The organism is Mucilaginibacter tolerans (assembly GCF_030519375.1).
Classification (GTDB): Bacteria; Bacteroidota; Bacteroidia; order Sphingobacteriales; family Sphingobacteriaceae; genus Mucilaginibacter.
Genome location: NZ_JAUMKB010000009.1, coordinates 72,332 through 96,918, shown reverse-complemented (window position 1 = coordinate 96,918; position 24,587 = coordinate 72,332). Strand labels below are relative to the sequence as shown.

The window sequence follows — 24,587 nt, the reverse complement described above, 5'->3', positions numbered from 1 at the left end:
CAGACATGAAAAAACGACTTATATATAGTTGCCTCGTCATATTGGGCGTTTCTCTTAGCACGGGATGTACTAAAAATTTTGATAAATTAAATACTAACCCTAACGCGACTGGTGCAAACCTGTTTAATCCAAATTTTTTGATGTCACAGGCTCAATTCCAGTTTTCTAATACTGGTTACGATCAATTGTTGTATCAGAGTATGTGGTCACAATCACTCGCCAGTACCTACAGTTATTATAGCAATGGTGATAAATATGTATATGGCGGTAGTTTCCAGGATTACAAATCGCGTACATGGAATACCAGCTATAATGCTGCTTCGCTGGTTTACGAAATGAAAAACCTGGTTAAAGGTAATGATGCTTTGAGTAACCTTGATAATTGCGGAAGCATATTATTGGTGATGATGCTTGAGCGTGTTACTGACGCTTATGGCGATATTCCGTATTCTCAGGCATTGCAAGCAAAAAGTGGTATATCACAGCCAGTGTTTGATACACAGCAAGCTATTTATACCAGTATGCTGAATACCCTGGAAACTGCTATCCCGAAATTGGATGCAGCTAAAGCTACTCCAAGTGCTGACCTTTTCTACGGTGGTAATATCGCTCAGTGGAAGAAATTGGGCTATTCATTAATGCTTAGAGTTGCTATGCGTTTAACCAAAGTAGACCCTGCTACTGCGCAAAAATATGCTGAAATGGCTTATGCAGGCGGAACAATGACCAGCATAGCAGATAATGCAGGCGCTAAGGCTGATAATGCCAATGGCAACAGCAATAGCGATGCTAATGCATTAAACGTAACCGACGATTTCAGAGAAGTACGCTGGGGAAAAACGCTGTTGGATTATATGCAGTCAACTAATGATCCACGCTTAAGCGCAATAGGTGAGATTTCAGCCGGAACAGGTAAAGCTGCCAACCAAACAAAAGCTGCCGGCATTAGTACTGCGGCATTGCAAGTTGGTATGCCGAATGGCTACGACCTAAACGGAGGTGCAACAGATATATCTCATGCTCCTGGTTATCCTGGAACTAGTCCTGCGGATCCTTCTGTTTCGGGCGATGCTGCTGCTCCTGATGGCAAATATTCTCGCCCAAGATATCTTGTTTATGACGATTATAACCGCGTAAACTCGATTTTAACTTATGGCGAAACCGAATTGCTATTAGCAGAAGCTGCTACAAATGGCTGGGCTACCGGTAGCGCTGCTACTCATTATGCCAATGCCTTGGCTGCTGATATGCAATCACTTGCTCAACTCAACTCGCCTTCTGTGGCAGTAGTTGACGCAGCAGCGATAACTGCATATGTTGCTGCACATCCATTGGTACCGGCTACTGCTTTACAGCAAATTAACATGGAATACTATGTTGAAACGTCAACCATGTTTAATTTCAACGAAACCTGGGCCAACTGGAGAAGATCAGGATACCCTGTATTAACACCGGTTACTTATCAGGGACAATTTGCTGTTAGCACTATTCCTAGAAGAATGGAGTACCCTGTTACTTTACCATCTACAAACGGAGCTAATCTTGCAGCTGCTGTTGGTCGCTTAACCGGCGGCGATACATTTACCGCAAGAGTATGGTGGGATAAATAATTTTTCTTACATCATAAAGCAGGGAGACATTAATGTCTCCCTGCTTGTTTTATTACAATTATAAATAGCTATTTTGTATGGTAGCGTTTCAGAATATCCCTATTTGATTAAGAATGTGCCGGGTTAAAAAATTGTCTGTTAAAAAAAGCATTAAAGCATTTTCTGCTGCTTGGGCTTTTACTTGTCTTTCAACTACTGCGGCTTTTTCGCAGCAACCGCTATTTAAACTTTTACCCCCCAAAGAAACCAACGTTAAGTTCAGCAACGACATTAGTGAGACCGAATCATTGAATGTGTTGTCTTACGAATACTTCTACAATGGCGGGGGAGTCGCTGTCGGCGATATCAATAACGACGGTCTTCCGGATATCTTTTTCACCGGAAATATGGGTTCAAATAAATTATACCTGAACCTTGGTCACATGAAGTTTAAAGATATTACTAAAGAGGCTTCTCCGGAACTTGCGGGCCGTTCGGGCGCCTGGAAAACGGGTGTAACAATGGCAGATGTGAATGGCGACGGATTGCTGGACATTTACGTATGTTATTCGGGCAAAACAGACAACGATACCCGCAGAAATCAATTATTTATTAATCAGGGTAACAACAAATTTAAAGAAGAAGCGAAAGTGTACGGGCTTAACGACCCCGGATACAGCACGCAGGCTGTATTTTTTGATTACGACGATGACGGCGATCTGGATATGTTCCTGCTGAACCATAACATAAAAAAGATCGACAACATGGAGCTGGCCAGGTATAAAGATCAAACCGATGACCTCGCAAGCAACAAATTGTTCAGAAACGACGGTGGGCATTTCACTGATGTCTCTAAGAAAGCAGGTATAGTTCAAAATCCCCTGACTTTTGGTTTAGGCGTGGCAATTGCCGATGTAGATAAAGACGGCTGGCCCGATATTTATGTAACCAACGATTATAATGAGCCCGATTATTTATACATCAATAATCATGACGGCACGTTTACAGAAAAATCAAAACAATTTTTCAGGCATATTTCCCATTTTTCGATGGGTGTGGACATAGCCGATTTCAATAACGACGGTTTACCGGATGTAATGACTTTAGATATGCTTCCGGAAGACAATCACCGTCAGAAATCTTTACAATTAGAAGAAAACTACGAATCCTTTGCACTGATGCAAACACAGGGATTGTATAAACAATATATGCGCAATATGCTGCAGCTTAACAACGGCGACGGCACTTTCAGCGAAATTGCGCAACTGGCAGGAGTTTCCAATACCGATTGGAGCTGGTGCCCATTAATAGCCGATTTTGACAATGATGGTTATAAAGACATCTTTGTAAGCAACGGGTACCTAAGAGATTACACAAACAAAGATTTCCTGCGTTACTGGGGCGATTATAAAATTAAAAAAGCGATGGCTGCCGAGCCCTTTTTGTTGATGGATCTGATAAAGGCAATGCCTTCAACTAAGTTGCCAAATTACATTTTCCGAAATAATCACGACCTGACTTTTGCTAACAAACAAAAGGAGTGGGGGTTGGATGAAGCGACAGTTTCAAGCGGAGCAGTTTATGTCGACTTGGATAATGATGGCGATCTCGACCTGGTCATCAATAATATTAATCAACCGGCATCGATCTACCAAAACATGAGCCGCGAGAATAATAATACCAATTACCTTGCTGTGAAAGTAAAAGGAACGGACAAAAACACTAACGCCATTGGAGCTAAGGTTTACCTATATGTGCCCGGGAGTATGCAGTACCAGGAAGTTAATCCCAACAGGGGCTACCTTTCCTGCGTTTCTACTACGTTAAATTTCGGCTTAGGTGATAACAAAACTGTGGACTCCTTACGTGTGATCTGGCCCGATCAAACGTCAAAATCATTAACAGCTGTTAAGGCCAATCAACTGTTAAATATCGATTATCCTGGTACATTAAAACCATATGCTGCTGTTACTGCCCATGTCGAGCCAGTATTTAAGCATACCGATCCAATCATCAACTATAAGCCGGAAGAAATAACCCTGAACGATTTCAAGCGCCAGTTGCTGATGCTGTTTATGTACTCTAAAGCAGCACCTATTATAGCGAAGGCCGATGTAAATCATGATGGTTTAGAAGACTTGTTTATTAGCGGAGATCAGGATAGCCCTGGTAAAATTTATTTACAGCAACCCGGTGGAAAATATATTGTTACAAAACTCTTTAGAGGAAGTAACGAAAATATTGGCACCACTTCAGCAGCAGTATTCTTCGATGCAAACGGCGACGGTCAGCCTGACCTGTATATTGCAAAAGGCGGATACTCATTATATGAGCCGAACACACCTGACCTGCAAGATGAACTATATATAAATAATGGAGGTAATTTCGCTCTATCGCCTAATGCCTTGCCTGTGCTTACTGCAAATAGCAAATCATGTGTGCGGCCTTACGATTTTGATGGTGACGGCGATATCGACCTTTTTGTAGGCGGCAGAGTGATACCGGGCCAATATCCTGTAACTCCTGAGAGTTATTTACTGGTAAATGATGGTAAAGGGAAATTCATTGCAGCTAAAATACCTTTTAACAAAATCGGTATGATGACCGATGCCGAATGGATCGACCTGAATAAAGATGGACGAAAGGACCTGGTGATATGCGGCGAATTTATGCCGATAACGGTATTGATCAATACCCCAGAAGGATTTAAAGATAAAACTTCTGACTATTTCGATGCGCCTCAAAATGGATTCTGGTTCTCGTTGACTTTTGCCGATGTTAACGGCGACGGCGAACCTGACTTGATCGCCGGTAATCTTGGCCTCAACTCACAAATTCATGCCTCAGCGCAAGAACCGGCCGAAATGTACGCGATGGACTTTGATAACAATGGTTCCATCGACCTATTCTTCAACTTTTATGTGCAAGGCAAAAGTTATCCTTTTGTAAGTCGCGACGAATTAAATGAACAGATATACCCGATGCGCCGGAAGTTTAGTTCCTATGCTGCATATTCCGATGCTACAATGGCTGAAATTTTCAGCCCGGCAGATCTGGCTAAGGCTCAAAAGCTGACTGTCAACGAAACCAAAACCATGCTGTATATCAATCAACACGGAAAATTCAAGGCTGCTGTTTTGCCATTACAGGCACAATTCTCAGTCGTGAGCCAGATTCTAACAGGCGACTTTGATCATGATGGTTCAATAGATATTCTGTTGCTCGGTAACCGCTCAGATAACAGGCTTAAGCTGGGAAGCTTTGATGCCAATTATGGCTGTCTGTTGAAAGGTGATGGGAATGGCGGGTTTAAGTATGTGAACCAAACTACTTCCGGCCTTTCTGTTATTGGCGATGTGAAGTCTGTTGTTGAAACAAAAATTAATAATGTTCCCTATCTGCTCATCGGTTTAAGCGATGAACCGCTACAGTTTTACAAAGAATGAAAAGCTATTTTAGATATTTACTGATCCTGTTTTGTTCACTGGTTATTAAACCTTGTCTAGCTCAAACCAGCAAGGATGTTTACCCGGATTATCTGCAACCCGATCATGCGGTTAATGCCATCACCATGGTAATGGTGCACGATGTAGTTAGTCCGCCGGTAGCAGCAAGGTATTATGCTTACTGCACGCTGGGCGCTTATATTATTGTATCAGCAAATAACAAAAAAGTACCCCCATTGCAGAGTTTTGTAAAATCTTACAAAGCAGCCGGGTTTTTAGATACGGTCCATTATTCCTACGACTATCGCATCGCTGCATATTATAGTATGCTCGAAACCGCGAAACTCATGCTGCCATCAGGCTTTATGTTGAAGGATGATGAAGACGCTTTTGTACAATTGCTTCAAAAAACGCGGGTGCCTCAAAAAACAATAGATAATTCGATAAAAGTGGGTGTGCTGGCAGCTAATGATATCGTTGGTTTTTCAAAGACCGATCATTATAACAAACTAAGCGCACTGAAGAGATATACGCCGCTAAAAGAGGAAGGCAAATGGTACCCAACACCTCCGGGATATTTTGAGGCAGTTGAACCCAACTGGAAAACGATAAGAACAATGGTGATCGATTCTTCCAACCAGTTTAAACCTAAGCCGCTGATCCCGTTTAGTAAAGACACTGCCTCGAAGTTTTATAAGGGAGTAAAAGAAGTGTATGATGCCTCAAAACATTTGACGCCTGAACAGATCAACATAGCTTTATTTTGGGATTGTAACCCGTTTGCGATTACTACATCAGGCCACATGGCTATTGGCTATAAAAAGATTAGTCCGGGAGGGCACTGGATGCACATCACTGGCCTGGTTACACAACAGGCTCATTTAAGTTTTGATAATTCTGTAGTAGCAATTGCATTGGTTGGCACCACATTGATGGACGCATTTATCAGTTGCTGGGAAGAGAAATATGATAGTAACCGTATCCGCCCCGAAACTTATATCGACCGTTATATGGATGTGAAATGGCAACCTGTTCTGCAAACTCCGCCGTTCCCGGAATACACAAGCGGTCATGCTGTTATTTCAAATGCTGCTGCTGACGTGCTGACCTATTTATTGGGTGACAACTTTGCTTATAATGACAATACCGAAATACCTTTCGGTAGCGGACAGCGGGCATTTAAGTCGTTTAAAGAGGCGGCGGCCGAAGCCTCCATGTCAAGGTTTTACGGTGGTATCCATTATATGGAAAGTATAACAAATGGCAATAATCAAGGGATTGCGGTAGGCAATAATATCATATCAAAAATTAAAAAAGCAGGCATTTTACCTATTGAACATAACTAAGAAACCGGATTAATAAAATACAGCATAACTTGCAATTGGATAGAAGTGCATTAATTCACTTAATTAAGCATGTTTTTTGCTTTTAGATAATTGACCAATGCCAAAATAGCTTAAGAAATGGTATTTTTTGGAAACTAATTGATTGCAGGTGATGAGTATAATTGTAGGATTGCTTAATTCTATTTAAAACTCTGTCAATCAGTAAGATGATTAGAAAATATATAATTACCTTATCAATTCTGTTAGCAAGTTCATCGCTCACTGCCCCTTATACGTTTGCGCAAACAAACTACGCGCTCATACCGTACCCAAAGTCTTTGGAGCCTGGTAAAGGCAGCTTCTATATTACCAAACAAACGATTATCAGTTCTGCTTCACAGGAAAAATTCGGTAGCGAAATAAAGCAATTGAATGAACTGCTTGCAAAGGCGTTAAAAGTCGATTTAAGGGTTTTAAAATCTACACGCCCAGCCAATGTTATCGATGTCGTATATGATCCTGATATAAAATCACCCGGCGAATACCGGTTGAAGATCACACCATCAAAAATGACAATTGTTTCAGGTAGTAACGCGGGTGTATTTTATGCAATTGAAACTATTAGGCAATTATTACCCGTATCTGTTGAAGAGGGTACTCCGGCTTCAAAACTACGTTTGCCGGCATTAACCATCAGTGACGAGCCTGACTATTCATGGCGTGGCATGCATCTGGATGTTTCGCGGCACTTCTTCTCGATAGCTTATTTGAGAAAGTTTATCGACCGGATGGCCCTTTATAAAATGAATAAGCTGCACCTACACCTGACAGATGACCAAGGCTGGCGCATAGAAATAAAGAAATATCCAAAACTGACCGAAGAAGGTGCATGGCGTATATTTGATAAGAATGATACGGCCTGTATGAAACGCGCGGCCGATAATCCTGATTTTACCATAGATAAAGAACATATCACCCAACGTAATGGCAAAACGCTTTACGGCGGATTTTATACTCAGCAGCAGATGAAAGGACTGGTAAAATATGCTGCTCAAAAGCATGTCGATATTATTCCTGAAATAGACATGCCGGGCCATATGATGGCGGCGATCAACTCTTACCCATTCCTAACCTGCAATGGTCAGAATAGTTGGGGAGAGTTATTTACCAAGCCGATTTGCCCATGCAACGAAAATACTTTTGAGTTTGCTCAGAATGTGTTCACGGAGATCATGGACATATTCCCATCTGAATATATTCATATCGGCGGGGATGAGGTTGACAGAAGCGATTGGGCCAAATCTGAGGTTTGTAAGGCGTTGATGCAGCGTGAAGGGATAAAAGACATTGCCGGATTAGAGAGCTACTTCATTAATAGAATGGAGAAATTCTTTAATTCAAAAGGGCGTAAACTGATCGGTTGGGATGAGGTATTGGAAGGCGGTATCAGTCCAACAGCCAATATAATGTATTGGCGAACATGGGTGCCTGACGCTCCCGCGAAAGCCGCCCGTAATGGCAATCACGTGATTATGACGCCGGGCAGCCCGCTATATTTTGACTATCCTGCCGACAAAAATTCTATTTACAATGTTTATCATTTTAACCCGATCCCAGCAGGATTGACACCTGAACAAGCAAAACTGATCATCGGTGCGCAGGCCAATGTATGGTCTGAAAATATTCCTTCAGAAAAACGCGCTGACTATATGACCATGCCAAGAATGACCGCATTGGCGGAGATGCTATGGACGAATAATAAGGACGACTATGCACCATACCAGAAAAGACTGGTAATGCAATTCCCGCGAATGGATGCCTTGAATATTAACTACCGTTTGCCTGATCTTGAAGGTATTGTTGATGGCAAAGTATTTATAGATAATGACCATTTAAACGTGACCTCGCCGCTTAAGACGTTAACTGTCCGGTATACAACGGATGGATCATTGCCACAGGCCAATTCACCGGTATTGAATAACCTTCTGATCAATCATACCGAAACAGTAAAGGTTGCGGCCTTTACTCAAAGGGGTAAACGCGGGGACGTTTATGCAATAAAATATGAACAACAAAGCCTGGCCAGGCCGGTTACACCAGATAAAACTGTTTCCGGATTGATGGTAGATTATTATAAGGGCTTCTTTAAAGGCACAACGTACATCCGTGACGGAAAACCGGATAGCGCTTACAATGCTTTAAGTATTGATGTGCCGAAATCTGTTAATGCGCCATCATTTGGGTTAAAATACCGAGGCTATATTGACGTACCGGAAGCAGGAATTTATACCTTCTATTTAACGTGCGATGATGGCGGCACTTTAAAAATAGCTGATCGTATGACAGTTGATAATGATGGTCTCCATTCGGCCGTGGAAAAAACAGGACAGGTGGCGTTAGGTAAAGGATTGCAGCCGTTTGCGCTTGATTTTATTGAAGGTGGAGGAGGTTTTGCACTTAAACTGAAATACAGCTTTAATGGTTCGGAACCGAAGGATATACCATCGTCCTGGTTCAAGAACTAAAGAAATAACCGGCAAATCCGGTAGAAGATAACAATGATTGCATTTGGTTGTGCAACATTCGTTGATTAGTTGATCGCAGCCGTTCCGGGAAATCGGAACGGTTTTTTTAGTAGTTTAGATTGCATGATCACGTTTATATCAAAGATTCGAAGAGGCTTAATTTTTGTTTTTTTATTTGCCATGCCCTTCGGTTTCGTCCGGGCGCAACAAACCCGAATCAGCAATAACTATCGCGATACAACCGGCCTGAAACATCTTAAAGTAGAGCGGAGCATGATCTTTTCGCCGGAAAAAGAGTGGCTGTACAACCACCACCCGGCAATTACACTATTCAAGGGCAAATTGATCGCCATCTGGTCCGACGGGATGATCGATGAGGATTCTGCGGGGCAGAGAGTTGTTTTCTCGGTATCAAATGACTTTAAGAAGTGGTCGGCCCCACAGGAATTGGCATACCCGTCAAAAGCCGCTAATGGTGTATCGAATGTGCTGACTGCTGCCGGTTTCCATCAATTTAATGATACGCTTGTAGCCTATTACGGAGAGTATGAGAAAGACCGTACTCATACCCACTTATGGGCCAAAACAAGTACCGATGGATTGCATTGGAGTGCGCCTATAGACATGCATGTTGCGGTTAATCCTAATCATGGCCCCGAAACGATACAAGGGGGCCGGCTTATTATCAGTGGTAATTTCACTTTCCCTTACACAGATGACCATACAGGACTTTCGGGTTGGAAAATGAGCAGCTTTTACCCGGATTCGCTCTATGAACAGGACAATCCCGCAACATTCTATAAGCCGGCAGAGAAAATGGGGCTGCCGCCTTTGTGCGAGGGTTCTTTTTTTCAGACCGATGATAAAGTGATCCACATGCTGCTGCGTGTGACGGGCAAGGGCTGGAAAGGCAAATTATGGTTAACGGAAAGTAAAGACAATGACAAAACCTGGTCAAGGCCAGCTGAGACGAACTTTACGGATAACGACAGCAAGTTCCATTTCGGCAGATTGCCGGACAAAAGATTTTACTATGTAGGCATCCCGGATACCCTTCATCATTACGACCGGAATCCATTGGTACTAGCGCTATCTGACGATGGTAAATATTTTAACAAGCAATATATTATTGCAGATGGCCTGTATACCCTAAAAAAGAAGGGTTTATGGAAAGGAGGCCAATATGGCTACCCGGTAACTATGGTCGATAAAGGTTACATGTATGTAATTATCTCCCGTCAAAAAGAGTCCATCGAAGTAATCCGGTTCAAACTATCTCAACTGAGATAGATCGATTTTAAACCAAAAATATCAATAAACCAGCGAGGAGTTCCTGATATCCAGTTGCGAGGGACAGATGATTTTTTCGTTTTTTAATGACCGGTTATTAGTAATGGCACTGCAAATGAGGCTGGCAGCCTGCTCTCCGATCTCGAATGCAGGTTGAGTTATGGTGGTCAATGGCGGCGATAAAAATGATGCATACTGAAGGTTGGAAAAGCATATCACCTTTAAGTCTTCGGGTATGCTGATATTAAGTGCTTTACAAACCGTATAAATCGGGATAGTTAGCAACTCAACCGAGATTACTATACCATCGGGTCTTAAGTCAGGATCTGACAGCAGGGAGGTAATGGTTTCCTGGCATTTGTTCTTATCGGTCGATATTTGATATACGCTATTATCGGCGTTTGTAATGTGTTTTTCCGAAAGCGCCCGTTTAAAACCTTCGACACGTTTTTGGAGGATCGAAAGATTTTCAGAGATGGAAAAGAAACAAACTCGTTTGCATCCCTGCTCAATCAAGTGCTGGGCAGCATTATATCCGCTTTTAAAATCATCCGTCACCACTTTGCCCGTTTCAATATCTTCTACGACCCTGTCAAAGAAAACCAACGGCATCCCTGTGTCCATCAGTTCCTTTATGTGGTCGCTGCAGGTGGCATCGCGGCAAATAGAAATTAAAACACCATCAACTCTTCCGTCCGACAGAAGCTTAAATATCTCCTTTTCCTTGCTAACCAAATCATTGGTAATGTAAATGTTGATATGATACCCTTTTTTTTGCGTTACCGTCTCGATGCCTTTGATCGCTAAAGAGAAGAAGCTGTCAACAATTTCCGGTACGATAACAGCAATGGCTTTGCTTTTTCTGCTTTTTAATCCGCTCGCAAAATGATTGGGCTTGTAATGCAACTCATTAGCCGCTTCCAATACTTTGTTCTTAGTTGCGATGCTAATCTCGTGACTATCCTGTAGCGCTTTCGAAACAGTACCCTTTGAGATGCCCAGTTTCGCGGCTATGGTTTTAATTGTAGTATGATTTTGACTGATCATCAAGACCGTATAGGGGATATCAATAATGTTACAATATATAAAAATTTATTAAAAATACTGCTAAACTTTAATGTGTTTTTTAAAAAGTTCTTAATGATTCTTAAAGTTAGTGTCATGATAACACGCAACCGGTTTCGCAAATAAATCCCGGTTAAACCCCAAAATTCCTGCCTTTAAAAATTAGATTCGTCTACAATTTTTTCAAAATGTGACTTTGGTCATGTCTTGCTAATCACAGTAAATCAGTGTTTTACTCAATATAAGCTTTGAGGGGGACTTATATGCAATGAAACCTTTACTAAAAATATTTCCTGCTTTTTTTTGCGTATTACTGGTTTCGTGTAAGCACAGTCCCAATACTGTCTTTACAGAAATATCGCCTTCGTATTCAAATGTCAATTTCAGAAATGATATAGAGGAAACCAAGGATCAGAATATCCTCTCTTATGAGTATTTATTTAATGGTGGCGGGGTTGCAGTTGGCGATTTAAATAATGATGGCTTGCCTGATATTTTCTTCACAGGTAATATGACGCCTAACAAATTATATCTGAATAAAGGCGACTTCAAGTTCGAAGATGTTACTGATAAAGCAGGTGTTGCCGGCCGGAATAAATGGAAAACCGGAGTGGTGATGGCAGATGTTAATGGGGATGGATTGTTGGATATCTACGTTTGCTATTCCGGTCCGGGCGATGAGCTGAACAGGTCCAACGAGTTGTATATCAATAATGGCTCAAAGAATGGTGTGCCCTCATTTACCGAGAGCGCCAAAGCGTATGGTTTGGATGCCCCGGGTACTTATACCACCTCGGTCGTTTTTTTCGATATGGATAACGATGGCGACCTGGACATGCTGATGGTGAACCACGCCGATGTTTTTTTTAATCCCTTCTTTAATACAGAAAAACTCAGAGCTACACGAAATGCCAAGTTTGGTAACCGGTTATACAGGAACGATAATGGCCATTTTACCGACGTAAGCGTGCCGGCACATATTGACGGAAGCGGGCTGAATTTTAGTTTGAGCGCTTCCATTAGTGATATAAACGGCGATGGCTGGCCGGATATCTACGTTACCAATGATTACGATGAACGCGATTTTCTGTACCTGAATAACCAAGATGGCACATTCAGGGAAGTATTGCCAAAAGCCACTAAGCATATCTCACAATTTGCGATGGGCAGCGATATCGCTGATTTTAATAATGATAACAAGCCCGATATCATGGAGCTGGACATGCTGCCCGAGGACAATCATCGCCAAAAACTGTTGCGAGGGGCAGACAACTATGATAAATTTAATCTATTGGTTGAGCATGGTTTCCACAAGCAATTGATGCGAAATTCCCTGCAATTAAATAACGGCAATGACGAAGACGGTACTCCCATATTATCTGAGATCGGGCAGCTTGCAGGGGTATCGAACACTGACTGGAGCTGGGCTCCCCTTTTTGCTGATTTCGACAATGATGGCTGGAAAGATCTTTTTGTTAGCAACGGTGTCCTGAAGGATATGACCAATCTCGATTTTGTTAAGTATACTTCGGGTTACTCGCCCCAGTATGTGAAAGAGAAACAGGATAAAGGTGAAATATGGGAACTGGTGCAGAAAATGCCTACCACCAAACTCACCAACTATTTATTCAAAAACAACCAAGACCTGACATTTTCCAATGTTACCGCTAATTGGGGCCTCACCAAACAGGCGATAAGCAATGGCGCAGTATATGCTGACCTGAACAATGACGGCGCTCTCGACCTGGTGATTAACCAGTTAAATGATGTAGCCACAATCTACCGGAACAACACTTTTGAAAAATTACATACCAAACATTATTTAAGACTTCAGCTTAAGGGCTCCAATAAAAACACCTCAGGTATAGGTGCCAAGGTGTACATCACCACCGCACATGGCAGTCAGTTCCAGGAGCAGTATTTTAACCGGGGATTTCAATCATCAGTAGACCCGGTGATGCACTTTGGTTTAGGAAATGACAGCCTGATTCAATCAGTTAAAGTATTGTGGCCAACAGGCGAGGTATCCATCCTGCAAAATGTTAAAGCCGACCGGCTGTTGGTTGTTGAACAAAAAAATGCTGCTGTTGCTCAAAAAGATTCCCCTGTTAAGGATGAAAATATAAAACCCCTATTTAAAGATGTAACTAATTCAGCCGGGATTAATTTCGTTGACAAGCCGTCGCCCTATGTCGATTTTAAGACGTCGCCGCTATTGCCTTACCAGGTTTCTAAAATGGGGCCGTGTATTGCAAAAGCGGACGTTAATGGCGACGGGCTTGAGGATGTTTTTGTGGGCGCAGGTGTTAACCAGGCCAGTCAACTTTATTTACAGACCAAAGACGGCCATTTTCTGCCCTCCCAATCTCAACCCTGGAATAATAACAAGCTGATATTTAACGCCGATGCATTGTTTTTTGATGCCGATGGAGATGGGGACATGGACCTTTACCTGGTAGGCGGCGGGGCCGAATACCCACAGGGGAGCGAAAACTACCAGGACAGGATATTTGAGAACGATGGCAAAGGGAATTTTAAAGAAGTACTAAATGCTCTGCCAAAAGATGCCATTAGTGCAAGCTGTGCCAGGGCAGCCGATATCAATCATGATGGTAAGCCCGATCTTTTTATAGGCGGAAGGTTCAAACCGGGAATGTTCCCAATGGCACCGCTGAGTTATGTTTTAAAGAATGTCAGTCAACCTGGCAAGATTCAGTTTCAGTTAGACTTATCGCAGAAGGACGCAACCCTTGCTAATCCTGGAATGGTGACGGATGCCGTTTGGTGCGACCTGAATAAAGATGGCTGGCAGGACCTCGTTGTGGTGGGTCAATTTATGCCGGTCACGGTTTTTGAGAACCATAAGGGGGTTTTGGTTGATAAAACAAACGCATACGGGCTTTCGGCGACAAATGGCTGGTGGAGTAGGATTAGTGCGGCAGACCTGGACGGTGACGGAAATATTGATTTGATTGCCGGAAATATCGGGCTCAACACGCAGCTTAAAGCGTCGCAGGCTGAACCTATTACCATCACTTGCTCAGATTTTAATAATGACGGCACGATGTTCCCCATTTTAAGCTACTTCATACAGGGCAAAAGCTATCCATATAATACCCGTGACGAATTGATGGACCAGATGCCCTGGCTGCAAAAAAAGTTCGCAAGGTATATCGATTATGCAGACGCACAGTTGTCAGATATATTCCCTAAGGGGAAGCTGGATTCTGCTAAAATATTCAAGATCAATTTACTGTCATCCGTAATTCTGAAAAATACCGGCAGTGGAAAGATGGAAGTGAAAGCGCTGCCAAAGGCTGCGCAGGCAAGTATGGTTAACGGGATTGTAGTAGATGATCTGCAAAAAAATGGACACAAGGATATCCTGCTGGCTGGCAACTTTTATCCGTTTCGGGTTCAATTCGGGCCTTTAGATGCGGGTATTGGATTGGTTTTGAGAGGAAACGGAAAAGGAGATTGCACTTCATTGGGATATGCTGAAACCGGATTAAAAATAGACGGAGATGTAAGAAGCCTGATAAAAGTAAATGGAGCTAACGGCAATTATTGGTTGATAGCTGCCAAAAGCGACGGCGCAGTACAGGTTTTAAAACGGAATAATTAACGCACCTAACAATTAAACTTTTGAAATAACACTAACTAAACTCAACTCCATGATTCAAATTCCAAAAGAGAAATTCTTCACCGAACGAAGATTTTATCAGTGGCTTTGGTTAAAGTCCGCTGCATTTATGCTCTTGTTCGTCACGTTTCTGTTTTCTGCAGCAGCGGCGACGGCGAGTGCCAGGGAGAGTGGCCCCGCTACTTCCGCCAAACCGGGATCATCAGTAGCTGCTACTCCTATCAAAGGTGTTGTGCTTGATGAAAATAAGCAGCCAATTCCGGGAGCAACGGTATCAATTAAAAAGCTTAGCCTGATTACTGCTACTGACATCCAGGGCAGGTTCCAGTTTAATGTGCCCCCTGGCGAATACGATCTTACAGTTACTTATGTCGGGATAAAGCCCATACAAAAGCATATCGTAGTTGGTGATCAAACGCCCGAGGATATTATCATAGTGGTCCCAGCCTCAGCTTCCACCCTAAGTGAAGTGGTAGTAGTGGGTTATGGTACACAGACTAAGAGAGACGTTACCGGCTCGGTAGCAAAAGTGAAAGGGGAAGATCTGAAGAACCTTCCGGTAAGTAACCCTGCTACCGCCATACAAGGAAAAGCAGCTGGCGTTGACATCGTTCGGAGTGATGGTTCTCCCGGTAGTATACCAAGCATCCGTGTCAGGGGGACTGGAACCGTAAATGTTGCTGATCCGCTAATAATAATTGATGGTGTCCCGGCAAGCGGATTAAATGATGTGAATTCAAATGACATAGCCTCTATCGAAATATTAAAAGACGCTTCTGCGTCGGCTATTTATGGTTCACGTGCGGCAAATGGCGTAGTTATTATTACTACTAAAAACGGCAATTTTAATGAAAAACTGAAAACCTCGGTGAACCTTTATACTGGTTCAAATAGTCCTGTAAAATACATTAAGATGCTTACAGCACCTGAGTTAGATCAGCTTAAAATTGAATCATACTCAAATAATGGACAGTCAGCCCCTGCTATTTGGAGCAACCCATATTATTCGGTTCAAAGAACAGACTGGCAGCGTGCATTGTTGGGGACAGGCCATGTGCAGAACGCTGATATCGCCCTGAGAGGTGGAAGCGCAAGTTCTATATATAGTTTTTCAGGTAATTACTACAATGAAACGGGTATGATTCCCAATTCATTTTTTAAGCGTTACAATTTCAGGGTAAATTCTGAACATAAAGTAACTTCAAAAATTAAGATCGGTGAAAATATACTTTATTCAAATTCAAATACTACATCTCCCGACACCAGATCAACTCAGGCAGGGTTGGTTTGGAGCGCTATCCGTTTCAACCCCGCAATACCTGTAACTAATCCGGATGGTTCATGGGGAACTTCCCAGGCAGATAATCAACTTGGGGATATAAACAATCCGGTCGCAACTGCCAAATCAACAGACGCTTATAATAAAGCGAACAGGTTGCTGGCCAATGCCTATGCAGAAGTTGAAATTTTATCCGGCCTTAAGGTAAAAGCAAATTATTCTTACGATGGTACCTATTCAGACTATTACAATTTCCAAGTTGCAATGCCTGATCAAACAAGGGGGCCAGGAACATCCTCACTTAACCAGGGATATTCGAAGAACTACTCTTTGTTGGAGGAATATTTTGTCACCTACAGTAAGACGTTCAATAAGCACGCTTTGACCTTATTAGGCGGGTATTCAGCGCAGACATTTCAAGGTAATTATGTTAATGCAACCCAGTCTGGATTTAGTGATATAGATCCTTCAGTTAGAGTATTGGATTTTGGAAACAGTCCAGGCAATAATGGAAGAAACAATCCGAATGAGGGTTTACAATCTTACTTTGTGAGGGGCAATTACGCATACGACAATAGGTATTTGCTAACGGTAACAATGCGTTCCGATGGCTCCAGCATATTTGCGCCTGGCAAACAGTGGGGCTATTTTCCTGCTTTTTCGGCCGGTTGGAGGATCTCAGAAGAAAAATTTTATGGTGAAAGCCTGAAGAACATTTTTAGTTCTCTAAAATTGACCGGAGGCTGGGGCGCATTAGGTAATCAAATAGTTCCCCCGTTTGAATATCTAAGCACACTGAGTTATGCCAGAAATTTTGGATACGCACTAGGTACAGGCACTGTTTTACAAAATGGGGCAGTAGTAACAACTCTGTCAAACCCCAATATAACCTGGGAAAGTGCCCGGGAAACCAATATAGCTTTGGAATTCACAGCCTTGAATGACCATCTTTCGGGTTCGGTAACTTATTTCAACAAAAAAACTTATCACATGCTGATTAAGCCAAATATCGTTGAAACTTTTGGGGCACAAGTTAGTTTGCCAGACGATCCGGGTAATGTATCTATACCCAATCTGAATAATGGCGAGATGAACAATCGTGGTGTAGAAGTTGAGCTCGACTATCAAAATAAAGCAGGGAATCTGAAATATTCTTTTGGGGCAAATGTATCTTTTCTCAGCAACAAGATCACTAAGCTTTATGGACCTGGAGATTATATAGGCGGACCAAATTATGGCAGGGAAAACGTTGATATTTCCCGCTCTTACGAGGGGCAACCGATAGCTTCTTTTTATGGCTTTAAAACCAACGGCCTATACCAGACACAGGCGGATATAGATAATGACCCGAATATTAAAAACGATCCCAATAAAGGTAGTATAAAACCCGGTGATGTGAGATTTGTGGACGTTAACGGCGATGGTGTAATTGATAATCAAGACCGTGTAAATCTGGGGAACCCTAACCCAAAATATGTATTCGGGTTTCACGGAACACTTTCTTATAAGAATTTCGATTTTTCTTTCAGTTTTGCCGGGCAAGCTGGCTTGAAACTGTATAATGCGGACAGGCTTGCTGGTTTAGATGCAACCCAGGTATTTAACTGGTACGCTGAGCAGGAAGGAAGATGGCACGGCGCAGGCACCAGTAATACGATTCCAAGACTAACCTCACCGGGGAACAACCTAAATGACAATTATCGCTCATCCGATCTTTGGGTGGAGAACGGATCTTACCTGGCATTGAAAAGTGTTGCTTTGGGATATACATTTTCAAAAAAGAGTATAGCTGGCGTCCAGTTACCGGATATCCGTTTGTATGTAAGTTCTTATAATCTTTTTATGATTACAGGGTACAAAGGATATACACCTGAATTGGGTTATACTAGTACAAATGGCTATCTGCCAAATTCACAAAAAGGTGTTGATGTTGCTCAATATCCAAGTGCCAGGAATGTGACTTTTGGAGTGACAGCTAATTTTTAATTTCTTAAAAAGACAGATATGAATTCGATCAGATATAAATTATTAAGCCTATTATTCCTTAGCACGGTATTTATAGCAAGCTGTATAAAAAAGCCTATTGATCAAAAACCAACGGCTTCATACACCACAGCTACCTATTGGCGAAACCAGAATGACGTAATTGCGAACGTTTTGGGGATATACAATATTCTTTATGTGGAAGACTGGGTAGGACACGCCTTGTATACTTACGATGACCAGTCGGACGATATTTATGTAGCAGGTGACCACTCTGACTTTCAGGCGGTTGGCAATCTCAATGCTGACCCGTCGCTGCAGGTAATTTATTATACCTGGCCGTTTGCCTATGAGCAGGTTGCCAGGGCGAATAATGCTATTATCTACATACCCAAGGTCCCTATTATGGATCAGACTATCCGCAACCGGTCAATGGGTGAAGCTTATTTCCTGAGGGCACATGCTTATTTCATATTAAGCCAGATATATGGCGAGGTGCCGTTGATACTAGAAAATAATGTATTAACAGGTAGTTACAATGTTCCAAAATCAACATTAGATCAGGTGCGTGCACAGGTAGAGTCTGATCTGCTAAAGGCAGTCGAGCTATTACCTGAAACATACGACTCTGCAAATAAAGGCCGTGTCAGCAAGGGGACAGCCGAAGGGTTACTTGCCAAACTTTACTTGTTCGAAGATAATTTTGCCAAGGCTATTCAATATGGTACTGCAGTAACAACTAATGCTAATTATTCATTGGCACCTAACTACACTGACAACTTTACTCCGGGCATTCAGCAAACTACCAGTACTGAATTACTGTTTGCTGTATGGAATCAGAACAGTGAAATTTCCGGATCGCTTCAATCACCTATGGGTATTTATTTTTCTCCAAGACCATGGCAGGGATGGGGCTTTCACCATCCAACCCAGAATTTTGTAGATGAATTTGAATCTGGCGACTCCAGAAAACAAGCTACTGTATTAGCAGTAGGCGATTCAATTCCGTATCAAACCAGTCTGGTAACCATTGCAGGATCAGATGCAGTTCAAATGTTTGCCGGAAAAGAAGGGCAATCAACCGGCCGTATGCTTCCCAGTATGTCAACCACCGGCTACTATATCCGGAAATATACGGCCTATATGCCAAGTGGCGATGGAAACCTGAATTTTGATCTGAAACAACCGCTTTTGAGAACTGCAGAAGTTTATTTGATTGTCGCCGAAGCAAAGATCAGAGCGAGTGGCGCTGGCGCTGGCGATGCGGAAATAAATGCAGTTAGACAAAGAGCCGGATTGGCAGCCATTACGGGTGCAGGTATGCCGCAGCTTATCCACGAAAAGAGGGTTGAACTTGGCGGCGAAAATGTGCGCTGGCAGGATCTGTTGCGATGGGATAAAGACCAGATCATCAACCTGGACACTATCGTAGGTAAGCCGAAAAAAGCTTCGCCTTTGCCACCTTTTAACGGTTCAGTCATAGTACCGGCCAGAACATTTAAAAGGCCTAAAGATTATTTTATGCCTATTCCGCAAAAAATTATTGATGAAAGTAAAGGGATTATTAAGCAGAACCCGAACTATTAACATGGGTATATATTTCTATTTGAGATCAGTTGTTAATGGGCGAGCCGCCAGGCGCGGCAGCCCATTATTTTTCCTAAACTAAAGTATCAACGTAATAATCGCTATGAAAAATAAAGACGAAATGTCACCGCTATCGTCCCTGGAGGACTGGGACGAGGACGTGCTAAAAAGATACCCTGAACCCGGTAAGCCGGCAAAAACCAAAGAAGAATTCAGGAATTATGATAGCCCTGAAATCGATGGGGTACGGGAGTTTTACAGGCTCAATCATAAGTATCAAACCTATGATAACGTTTTGGCTAAAAAGGCCAATTTCCTAAAGTTTGATAAAAAAGAGATGCCCTGGTGGGCAGCAATGGAATACCTGAATACATTGATTGATGACTCGGACCCTGACCTGCAGCTTGATCAGTTACAGCATTTACTGCAAACAGCTGAGGCCATCCGTGCAGATGGACATCCTGATTGGTTTGTTTTAACCGGTTTTATACATGACTTAGGAAAAGTGCTTTGCTTATTTGGCGAGCCACAATGGAACGTGGTGGGTGACACATTCCCAGTAGGGTGCAAGTTTTCGGATAAGATCGTTTATCCCGAGTTTTTTGCGGATAACCCAGACTCCTACGACGAACGCTTTAATACAAAATATGGCGTTTATTCACACCAGTGCGGTCTGGATAATGTGCACATGTCATGGGGGCATGATGAGTACTTATATCAAATTACCAAAGACTATCTGCCCGAAGAAGCTTTGTATATGATCCGATATCATTCATTTTATTCTCAGCACCGCGAGCATGAGTATGATCATATACTGAGTGCGCATGATCAGGAAATGTTTAAATGGGTGGATAAATTCAATCCATACGATTTGTATTCAAAAAGTCCTAAGCCGCCGGTTGTGTCTGAATTGAAACCTTATTATGAGGATCTGATCGCTAAATATTTGCCCCTAACTGTTAAATTATAATATATCATTGCAAAGCTGCACTGCAGTCTCCTCCGGGAATTACCGTCGTTGACGGCAATTCCCGTAACGGGGAGCGCGTAATTTTGTTAAATCTTCTATCTTCAGCCGCATGAAGAAATATCTGCTCATTCTCATCTGTATAATACCGGGCCTTATTGCCAAAGGCCAGATCGACCAAGCTGCCCTGCATGCTTTCATAGAACGAACAATACCGGGCCGTTCCGGTGCATTCTTGATTGAGGGCATTCCGCAGGAAAGTGGCAAGGACGTTTTTGAGCTGGATACCATGGGCGACAAAATTGTCTTGCGTGGTAATAACGGATTATCTGTTGCCTCAGCTTTAAATTATTACCTGAAGAACTACTGTTTTTGTGATATTGGCTGGAATGGAACAAATCTGAATTTGCCAACTGTTTTACCACTTGTTAAACAGAAGATACATAAAACCACACCTTACCGCTACAGAAATTATCTCAATTATTGCACGTTTAATTACTCGATGTCGTGGTGGGATTGGGACCGCTGGCAAAAAGAAATAGACTGGATGGCGTTGAACGGCATCAACATGCCCTTAGCCATAACAGGCGAGGAAGCCATCTGGCAGGATGTGTATAGAAAGATGGGTTTCACTGATAAGCAATTGGATGAGTTTTTTAGTGGCCCGGCTTATTTTTCCTGGTTCTGGATGGGAAACATTGATGCATGGGGAGGCCCGTTGCCACAGCATTGGATAGATGCGCACAGAACATTGCAAAAAAAGATACTGGATCGCGAACGGTCGTTTGGCATGACGCCAGTGTTATCGTCATTTACCGGGCATGTGCCGGCCTCATTTAAAGATAAGTTCCCTTCGGCAAAAGTTAAAAAAACCAACTGGAGAGCAGGCTTTCCTGATGTATACATTCTTGACCCGGATGACCCGATGTTTGAAACCGTCGGTAAAAAATATATTGAGGCGCAGACTGCAGAATTTGGAACCGACCACCTTTATTCGGCTGATACCTTTAATGAAAATGTGCCTCCGACAAATGACTCTACCTACCTGGATGCAATGAGCAAAAAGGTATATAACTCAATGGCTGTTGCTGACCCTAAAGCAGTTTGGGTTATGCAGGGTTGGATGTTTCATTATAACAACGCTTTTTGGCAACCGCAGCAAATCAAAGCTTTGTTAAATGCAGTACCGGATGATAAAATGATTATCCTTGATCTTTATAGTGATGCACATCCTGTATGGAACCGTACCGACGCTTATTATGGTAAACCCTGGATATGGTGCATGCTCCAGAATTTTGGTGGAAATATTAGTCTTTTTGGGCGTATGCGTCACGTCGCCGCTGACCCGGCAGTAGCTTTGCACGATCCTGAAGCAAAAAATATCAGCGGTATTGGCATTACACCGGAAGGAATAGAACAAAACCCAGCCTTATTTGCGCTGATGCTTGAAAATGTATGGCGGGACAACCCGATTGATGCAGATGCCTGGGTAAAAGATTATGCTCATAGGCGATACGGTAATATTAATGCCAATGCATATGAGGCCTGGCATATATTACTGAACTCAGTTTATAGCGGAGGCCTTACCGAGGGTGGGCCAGAATCAATTATAGTGGCGCGGCCGACACTAAAAAAATCCATTGACCGTGTGTTGACCCACCTCGATTATAATCCCGAAGAATTATATAAGGCATGGGCCTTACTGATTCGTGCTGCTGATAGCCTGAAACAAAGCGATGGTTATCAATACGATCTGGTTGACGTAACGCGACAGGTATTGGCCAATTATGCTGGTCCGCTGCAGCAAAAAACAGCATCGGCCTATAAGGACAAAGACAAAGAGAAATTCAAAAATTATAGCGCTGAATTCCTGCAATTGATGGATGATATGGATGATTTGTTAAATACCCGGAAAGACTTCCTACTGGGTAAATGGATAAACGAGGCAAGAGCCAATGGTATCACGGAAAAGGAAAAGAACCTTTATGAATTTAATGCACGCGATATCATTACCCTATGGGGCGATAAAGAAAGCGAACTGCGCGAATATTCAAATCGCCAATGGGCGGGCTTAATAAAAGGATATTATAAACCACGCTGGGAGTTATTCTTTGCCCAAATGAACAAAGCTATGGATACCGGAACCGATTTTGACGCGGCTAACTTTGATAAACAAGTGAAGGATTGGGAATGGAAATGGGTGAATACTCATAACAATGCTTACCCGGATGTTACAAAAGGAGATGCGGTTGAGGTATCCAAACGGCTATTTTCGAAATATCACCAAGTCATACAAAAGTCCTTTTGACTCAGCAGCAACTAAGTTGAGTCTTAACAAAGGTGATATTTATCACATTGTGGGGGGCCCTTCGTCATTTTTATTAGTATTTTATTTAGCCAGCTTTATAAAAAGTTTCACCTTTTATTATTGACCGGCCATGAGGACAATACTTGTATTCAATGACGACTCCCCCGAAGCAATAAATGCAGCCGAATTCGCATTGCACATTGCTAAAAAAGTAAAGGCTGACATTTTTACTTTAAATCTTGTAAAACGGGAAACTTATAAAGTTTCAGAAAAGTTGATTGCAGCATATGCTCAACCGATTGACTCAAGCCTGGAACCCCAGGGGGGGCTGGTTGAGGCGGATGAGGACTTTAAACCTGCAAAGTGGGAAATTGATGCAAGCCAGTACTCGGAAAAGGAAATCAGCGAATTAGTGATCAGGAAAAATGTCTGGTTAATGGTAAAGGGCATCGAAACGCAGGTTACACATGAACTTTTGTGCCAGGTTGATATTCAGGCTATACTAAATCATGTTGGTTGTCCATTATTGTTAATTCCCGACAACTATAAGAAGAGAAATTTTGAAAATATCGCCTATGCGGTTGATATGCGCTATTGCCGGAGAACAGTATTAAAATTTCTTACCGAGCTTGCAAAAGATTGTGGGGCTAGCCTCGTACTGGAACATCTTTCAGCCAAAGGGTTACCACCCCTGGATGATAAATATGCAATGTCATTATTTGATAACGAAATCACTAATAAAACCTACTATAATAATGTCTATTTCAATAATATAAAAGAACGCAATTTGAATGTTGCCATTGGTGTCATAATCAATGATTTACAAGCTGATTTGCTGGCTGTGGTAAATCACCGGTTTCATTTTGAAGAACTATTTGGCAGAGCGATAAAAACCTGTATGCCGGAAAATATACCAATACCCGTAATAGTGTTCCCCTTGTAATAAACTGCAAGGCAAGTGCGGAGGGTTTGAGCCTATGTGACGAGAATCACTTTTTGAGCTGATGCCTGTCACCTGGCAAGAACAAAAAAAGTTCGAAATTTATCCCAACAAACAAACGAATATGGAAACCCTGAATAGTTTATCGGCCCGTTCATTACAATACTTTGTAATCGCCAAAAAGTGGAGTTCAGACCTGGAGTTTTATAAGGTTGAGATCAAGTTTTTACGTTTATTGCTTGAAAATAATTATTCGGTATTGCAAAATACAGGCGATAAGGATACCGTAAAAAGAATCAATAAGGACCTTAAAATACTGGATGAGGAAAAAGATCAATTGGAAGTATTGTTAGGTGATCAGATAAAGCACCTCGAATTGATGGCTGAAGATGTTATACCGGAAGATGCCACTACTGTAGCCGGCAACCAGATACGGCTTGAATATATGGTTACTGATCTGTTTTCGCAGTATAAAGATCTGAAACGGGAGATTTTTGATTTGGTGCAGGAAGCATGCGCCCAGGGTAATCATCTTGAACAAATAACGCACCTCAATTAATCGATCCATATACCAGTCGAAGGCGCCGCATGATGAATGTGAGCGCTTTTCTTTTTTTTAAGTGTTTTATTATCCTGTTTT

The 24,587-nt window shown here is 42.3% G+C and carries 13 protein-coding genes; 12 read left to right on the top strand and 1 reads right to left on the bottom strand.

The window, feature by feature from the left end:
• Nucleotides 1–5 precede the first annotated feature (5 nt).
• The 5 genes from Q3A68_RS13915 (at nucleotide 6) to Q3A68_RS13895 (ending at nucleotide 10,175) form a co-directional block, all read left to right on the top strand.
• Entirely contained in the window at nucleotides 6–1,610 is a 1,605-nt protein-coding gene (locus Q3A68_RS13915) for a SusD/RagB family nutrient-binding outer membrane lipoprotein (RefSeq protein WP_302901711.1), read from the top strand.
• 131 nt (nucleotides 1,611–1,741) lie between these two features.
• On the top strand, nucleotides 1,742–5,035 hold the full coding sequence (locus Q3A68_RS13910; protein ID WP_302901710.1) for a VCBS repeat-containing protein: 3,294 nt from the start codon (nucleotides 1,742–1,744) through the stop codon (nucleotides 5,033–5,035).
• Nucleotides 5,032–6,381, top strand: coding sequence for a vanadium-dependent haloperoxidase (locus Q3A68_RS13905; protein ID WP_302901709.1), 1,350 nt, complete (start codon nucleotides 5,032–5,034; stop codon nucleotides 6,379–6,381). The genes Q3A68_RS13910 and Q3A68_RS13905 overlap by 4 nt, the downstream gene beginning before the upstream one ends.
• A 206-nt stretch (nucleotides 6,382–6,587) precedes the next feature.
• A complete protein-coding gene (locus tag Q3A68_RS13900; RefSeq protein ID WP_302901708.1) occupies nucleotides 6,588–8,885 on the top strand; it encodes a family 20 glycosylhydrolase in 2,298 nt (765 codons plus the stop codon).
• Nucleotides 8,886–9,065: 180 nt separating this feature from the next.
• On the top strand, nucleotides 9,066–10,175 hold the full coding sequence (locus tag Q3A68_RS13895; protein WP_302901707.1) for an exo-alpha-sialidase: 1,110 nt from the start codon (nucleotides 9,066–9,068) through the stop codon (nucleotides 10,173–10,175).
• Between the two features lie 21 nt (nucleotides 10,176–10,196).
• Here Q3A68_RS13895 and Q3A68_RS13890 read toward each other — a convergent pair whose 3' ends face one another.
• Nucleotides 10,197–11,222 carry a LacI family DNA-binding transcriptional regulator gene (locus Q3A68_RS13890; protein WP_302901706.1) on the bottom strand — a complete coding sequence of 342 codons (1,026 nt, stop codon included), beginning with the start codon at nucleotides 11,220–11,222 and terminating at the stop codon, nucleotides 10,197–10,199.
• 286 nt (nucleotides 11,223–11,508) lie between these two features.
• On the opposite strand from Q3A68_RS13890, the gene Q3A68_RS13885 reads away from it, so the two are divergent.
• The 7 genes from Q3A68_RS13885 (at nucleotide 11,509) to Q3A68_RS13855 (ending at nucleotide 24,506) form a co-directional block, all read left to right on the top strand.
• A complete protein-coding gene (locus Q3A68_RS13885; RefSeq protein WP_302901705.1) occupies nucleotides 11,509–14,865 on the top strand; it encodes a VCBS repeat-containing protein in 3,357 nt (1,118 codons plus the stop codon).
• A gap of 49 nt (nucleotides 14,866–14,914) precedes the next feature.
• Nucleotides 14,915–18,148, top strand: coding sequence for a SusC/RagA family TonB-linked outer membrane protein (locus Q3A68_RS13880; RefSeq protein WP_302901704.1), 3,234 nt, complete (start codon nucleotides 14,915–14,917; stop codon nucleotides 18,146–18,148).
• A gap of 18 nt (nucleotides 18,149–18,166) precedes the next feature.
• A complete protein-coding gene (locus Q3A68_RS13875; protein ID WP_302901703.1) occupies nucleotides 18,167–19,732 on the top strand; it encodes a RagB/SusD family nutrient uptake outer membrane protein in 1,566 nt (521 codons plus the stop codon).
• 103 nt (nucleotides 19,733–19,835) lie between these two features.
• A complete protein-coding gene (locus Q3A68_RS13870; RefSeq protein WP_302901702.1) occupies nucleotides 19,836–20,702 on the top strand; it encodes an inositol oxygenase family protein in 867 nt (288 codons plus the stop codon).
• 109 nt (nucleotides 20,703–20,811) lie between these two features.
• Nucleotides 20,812–23,007 (top strand): alpha-N-acetylglucosaminidase, encoded by a 2,196-nt coding sequence (locus Q3A68_RS13865; protein WP_302901701.1) that lies wholly within the window; start codon nucleotides 20,812–20,814, stop codon nucleotides 23,005–23,007.
• Nucleotides 23,008–23,137: 130 nt separating this feature from the next.
• On the top strand, nucleotides 23,138–23,950 hold the full coding sequence (locus tag Q3A68_RS13860) for a universal stress protein (RefSeq protein ID WP_302901700.1): 813 nt from the start codon (nucleotides 23,138–23,140) through the stop codon (nucleotides 23,948–23,950).
• Nucleotides 23,951–24,071: 121 nt separating this feature from the next.
• Complete coding sequence (locus tag Q3A68_RS13855) at nucleotides 24,072–24,506, top strand: hypothetical protein (RefSeq protein ID WP_302901699.1); 435 nt, start codon at nucleotides 24,072–24,074, stop codon at nucleotides 24,504–24,506.
• The last annotated feature ends 81 nt before the right edge of the window (nucleotides 24,507–24,587 follow it).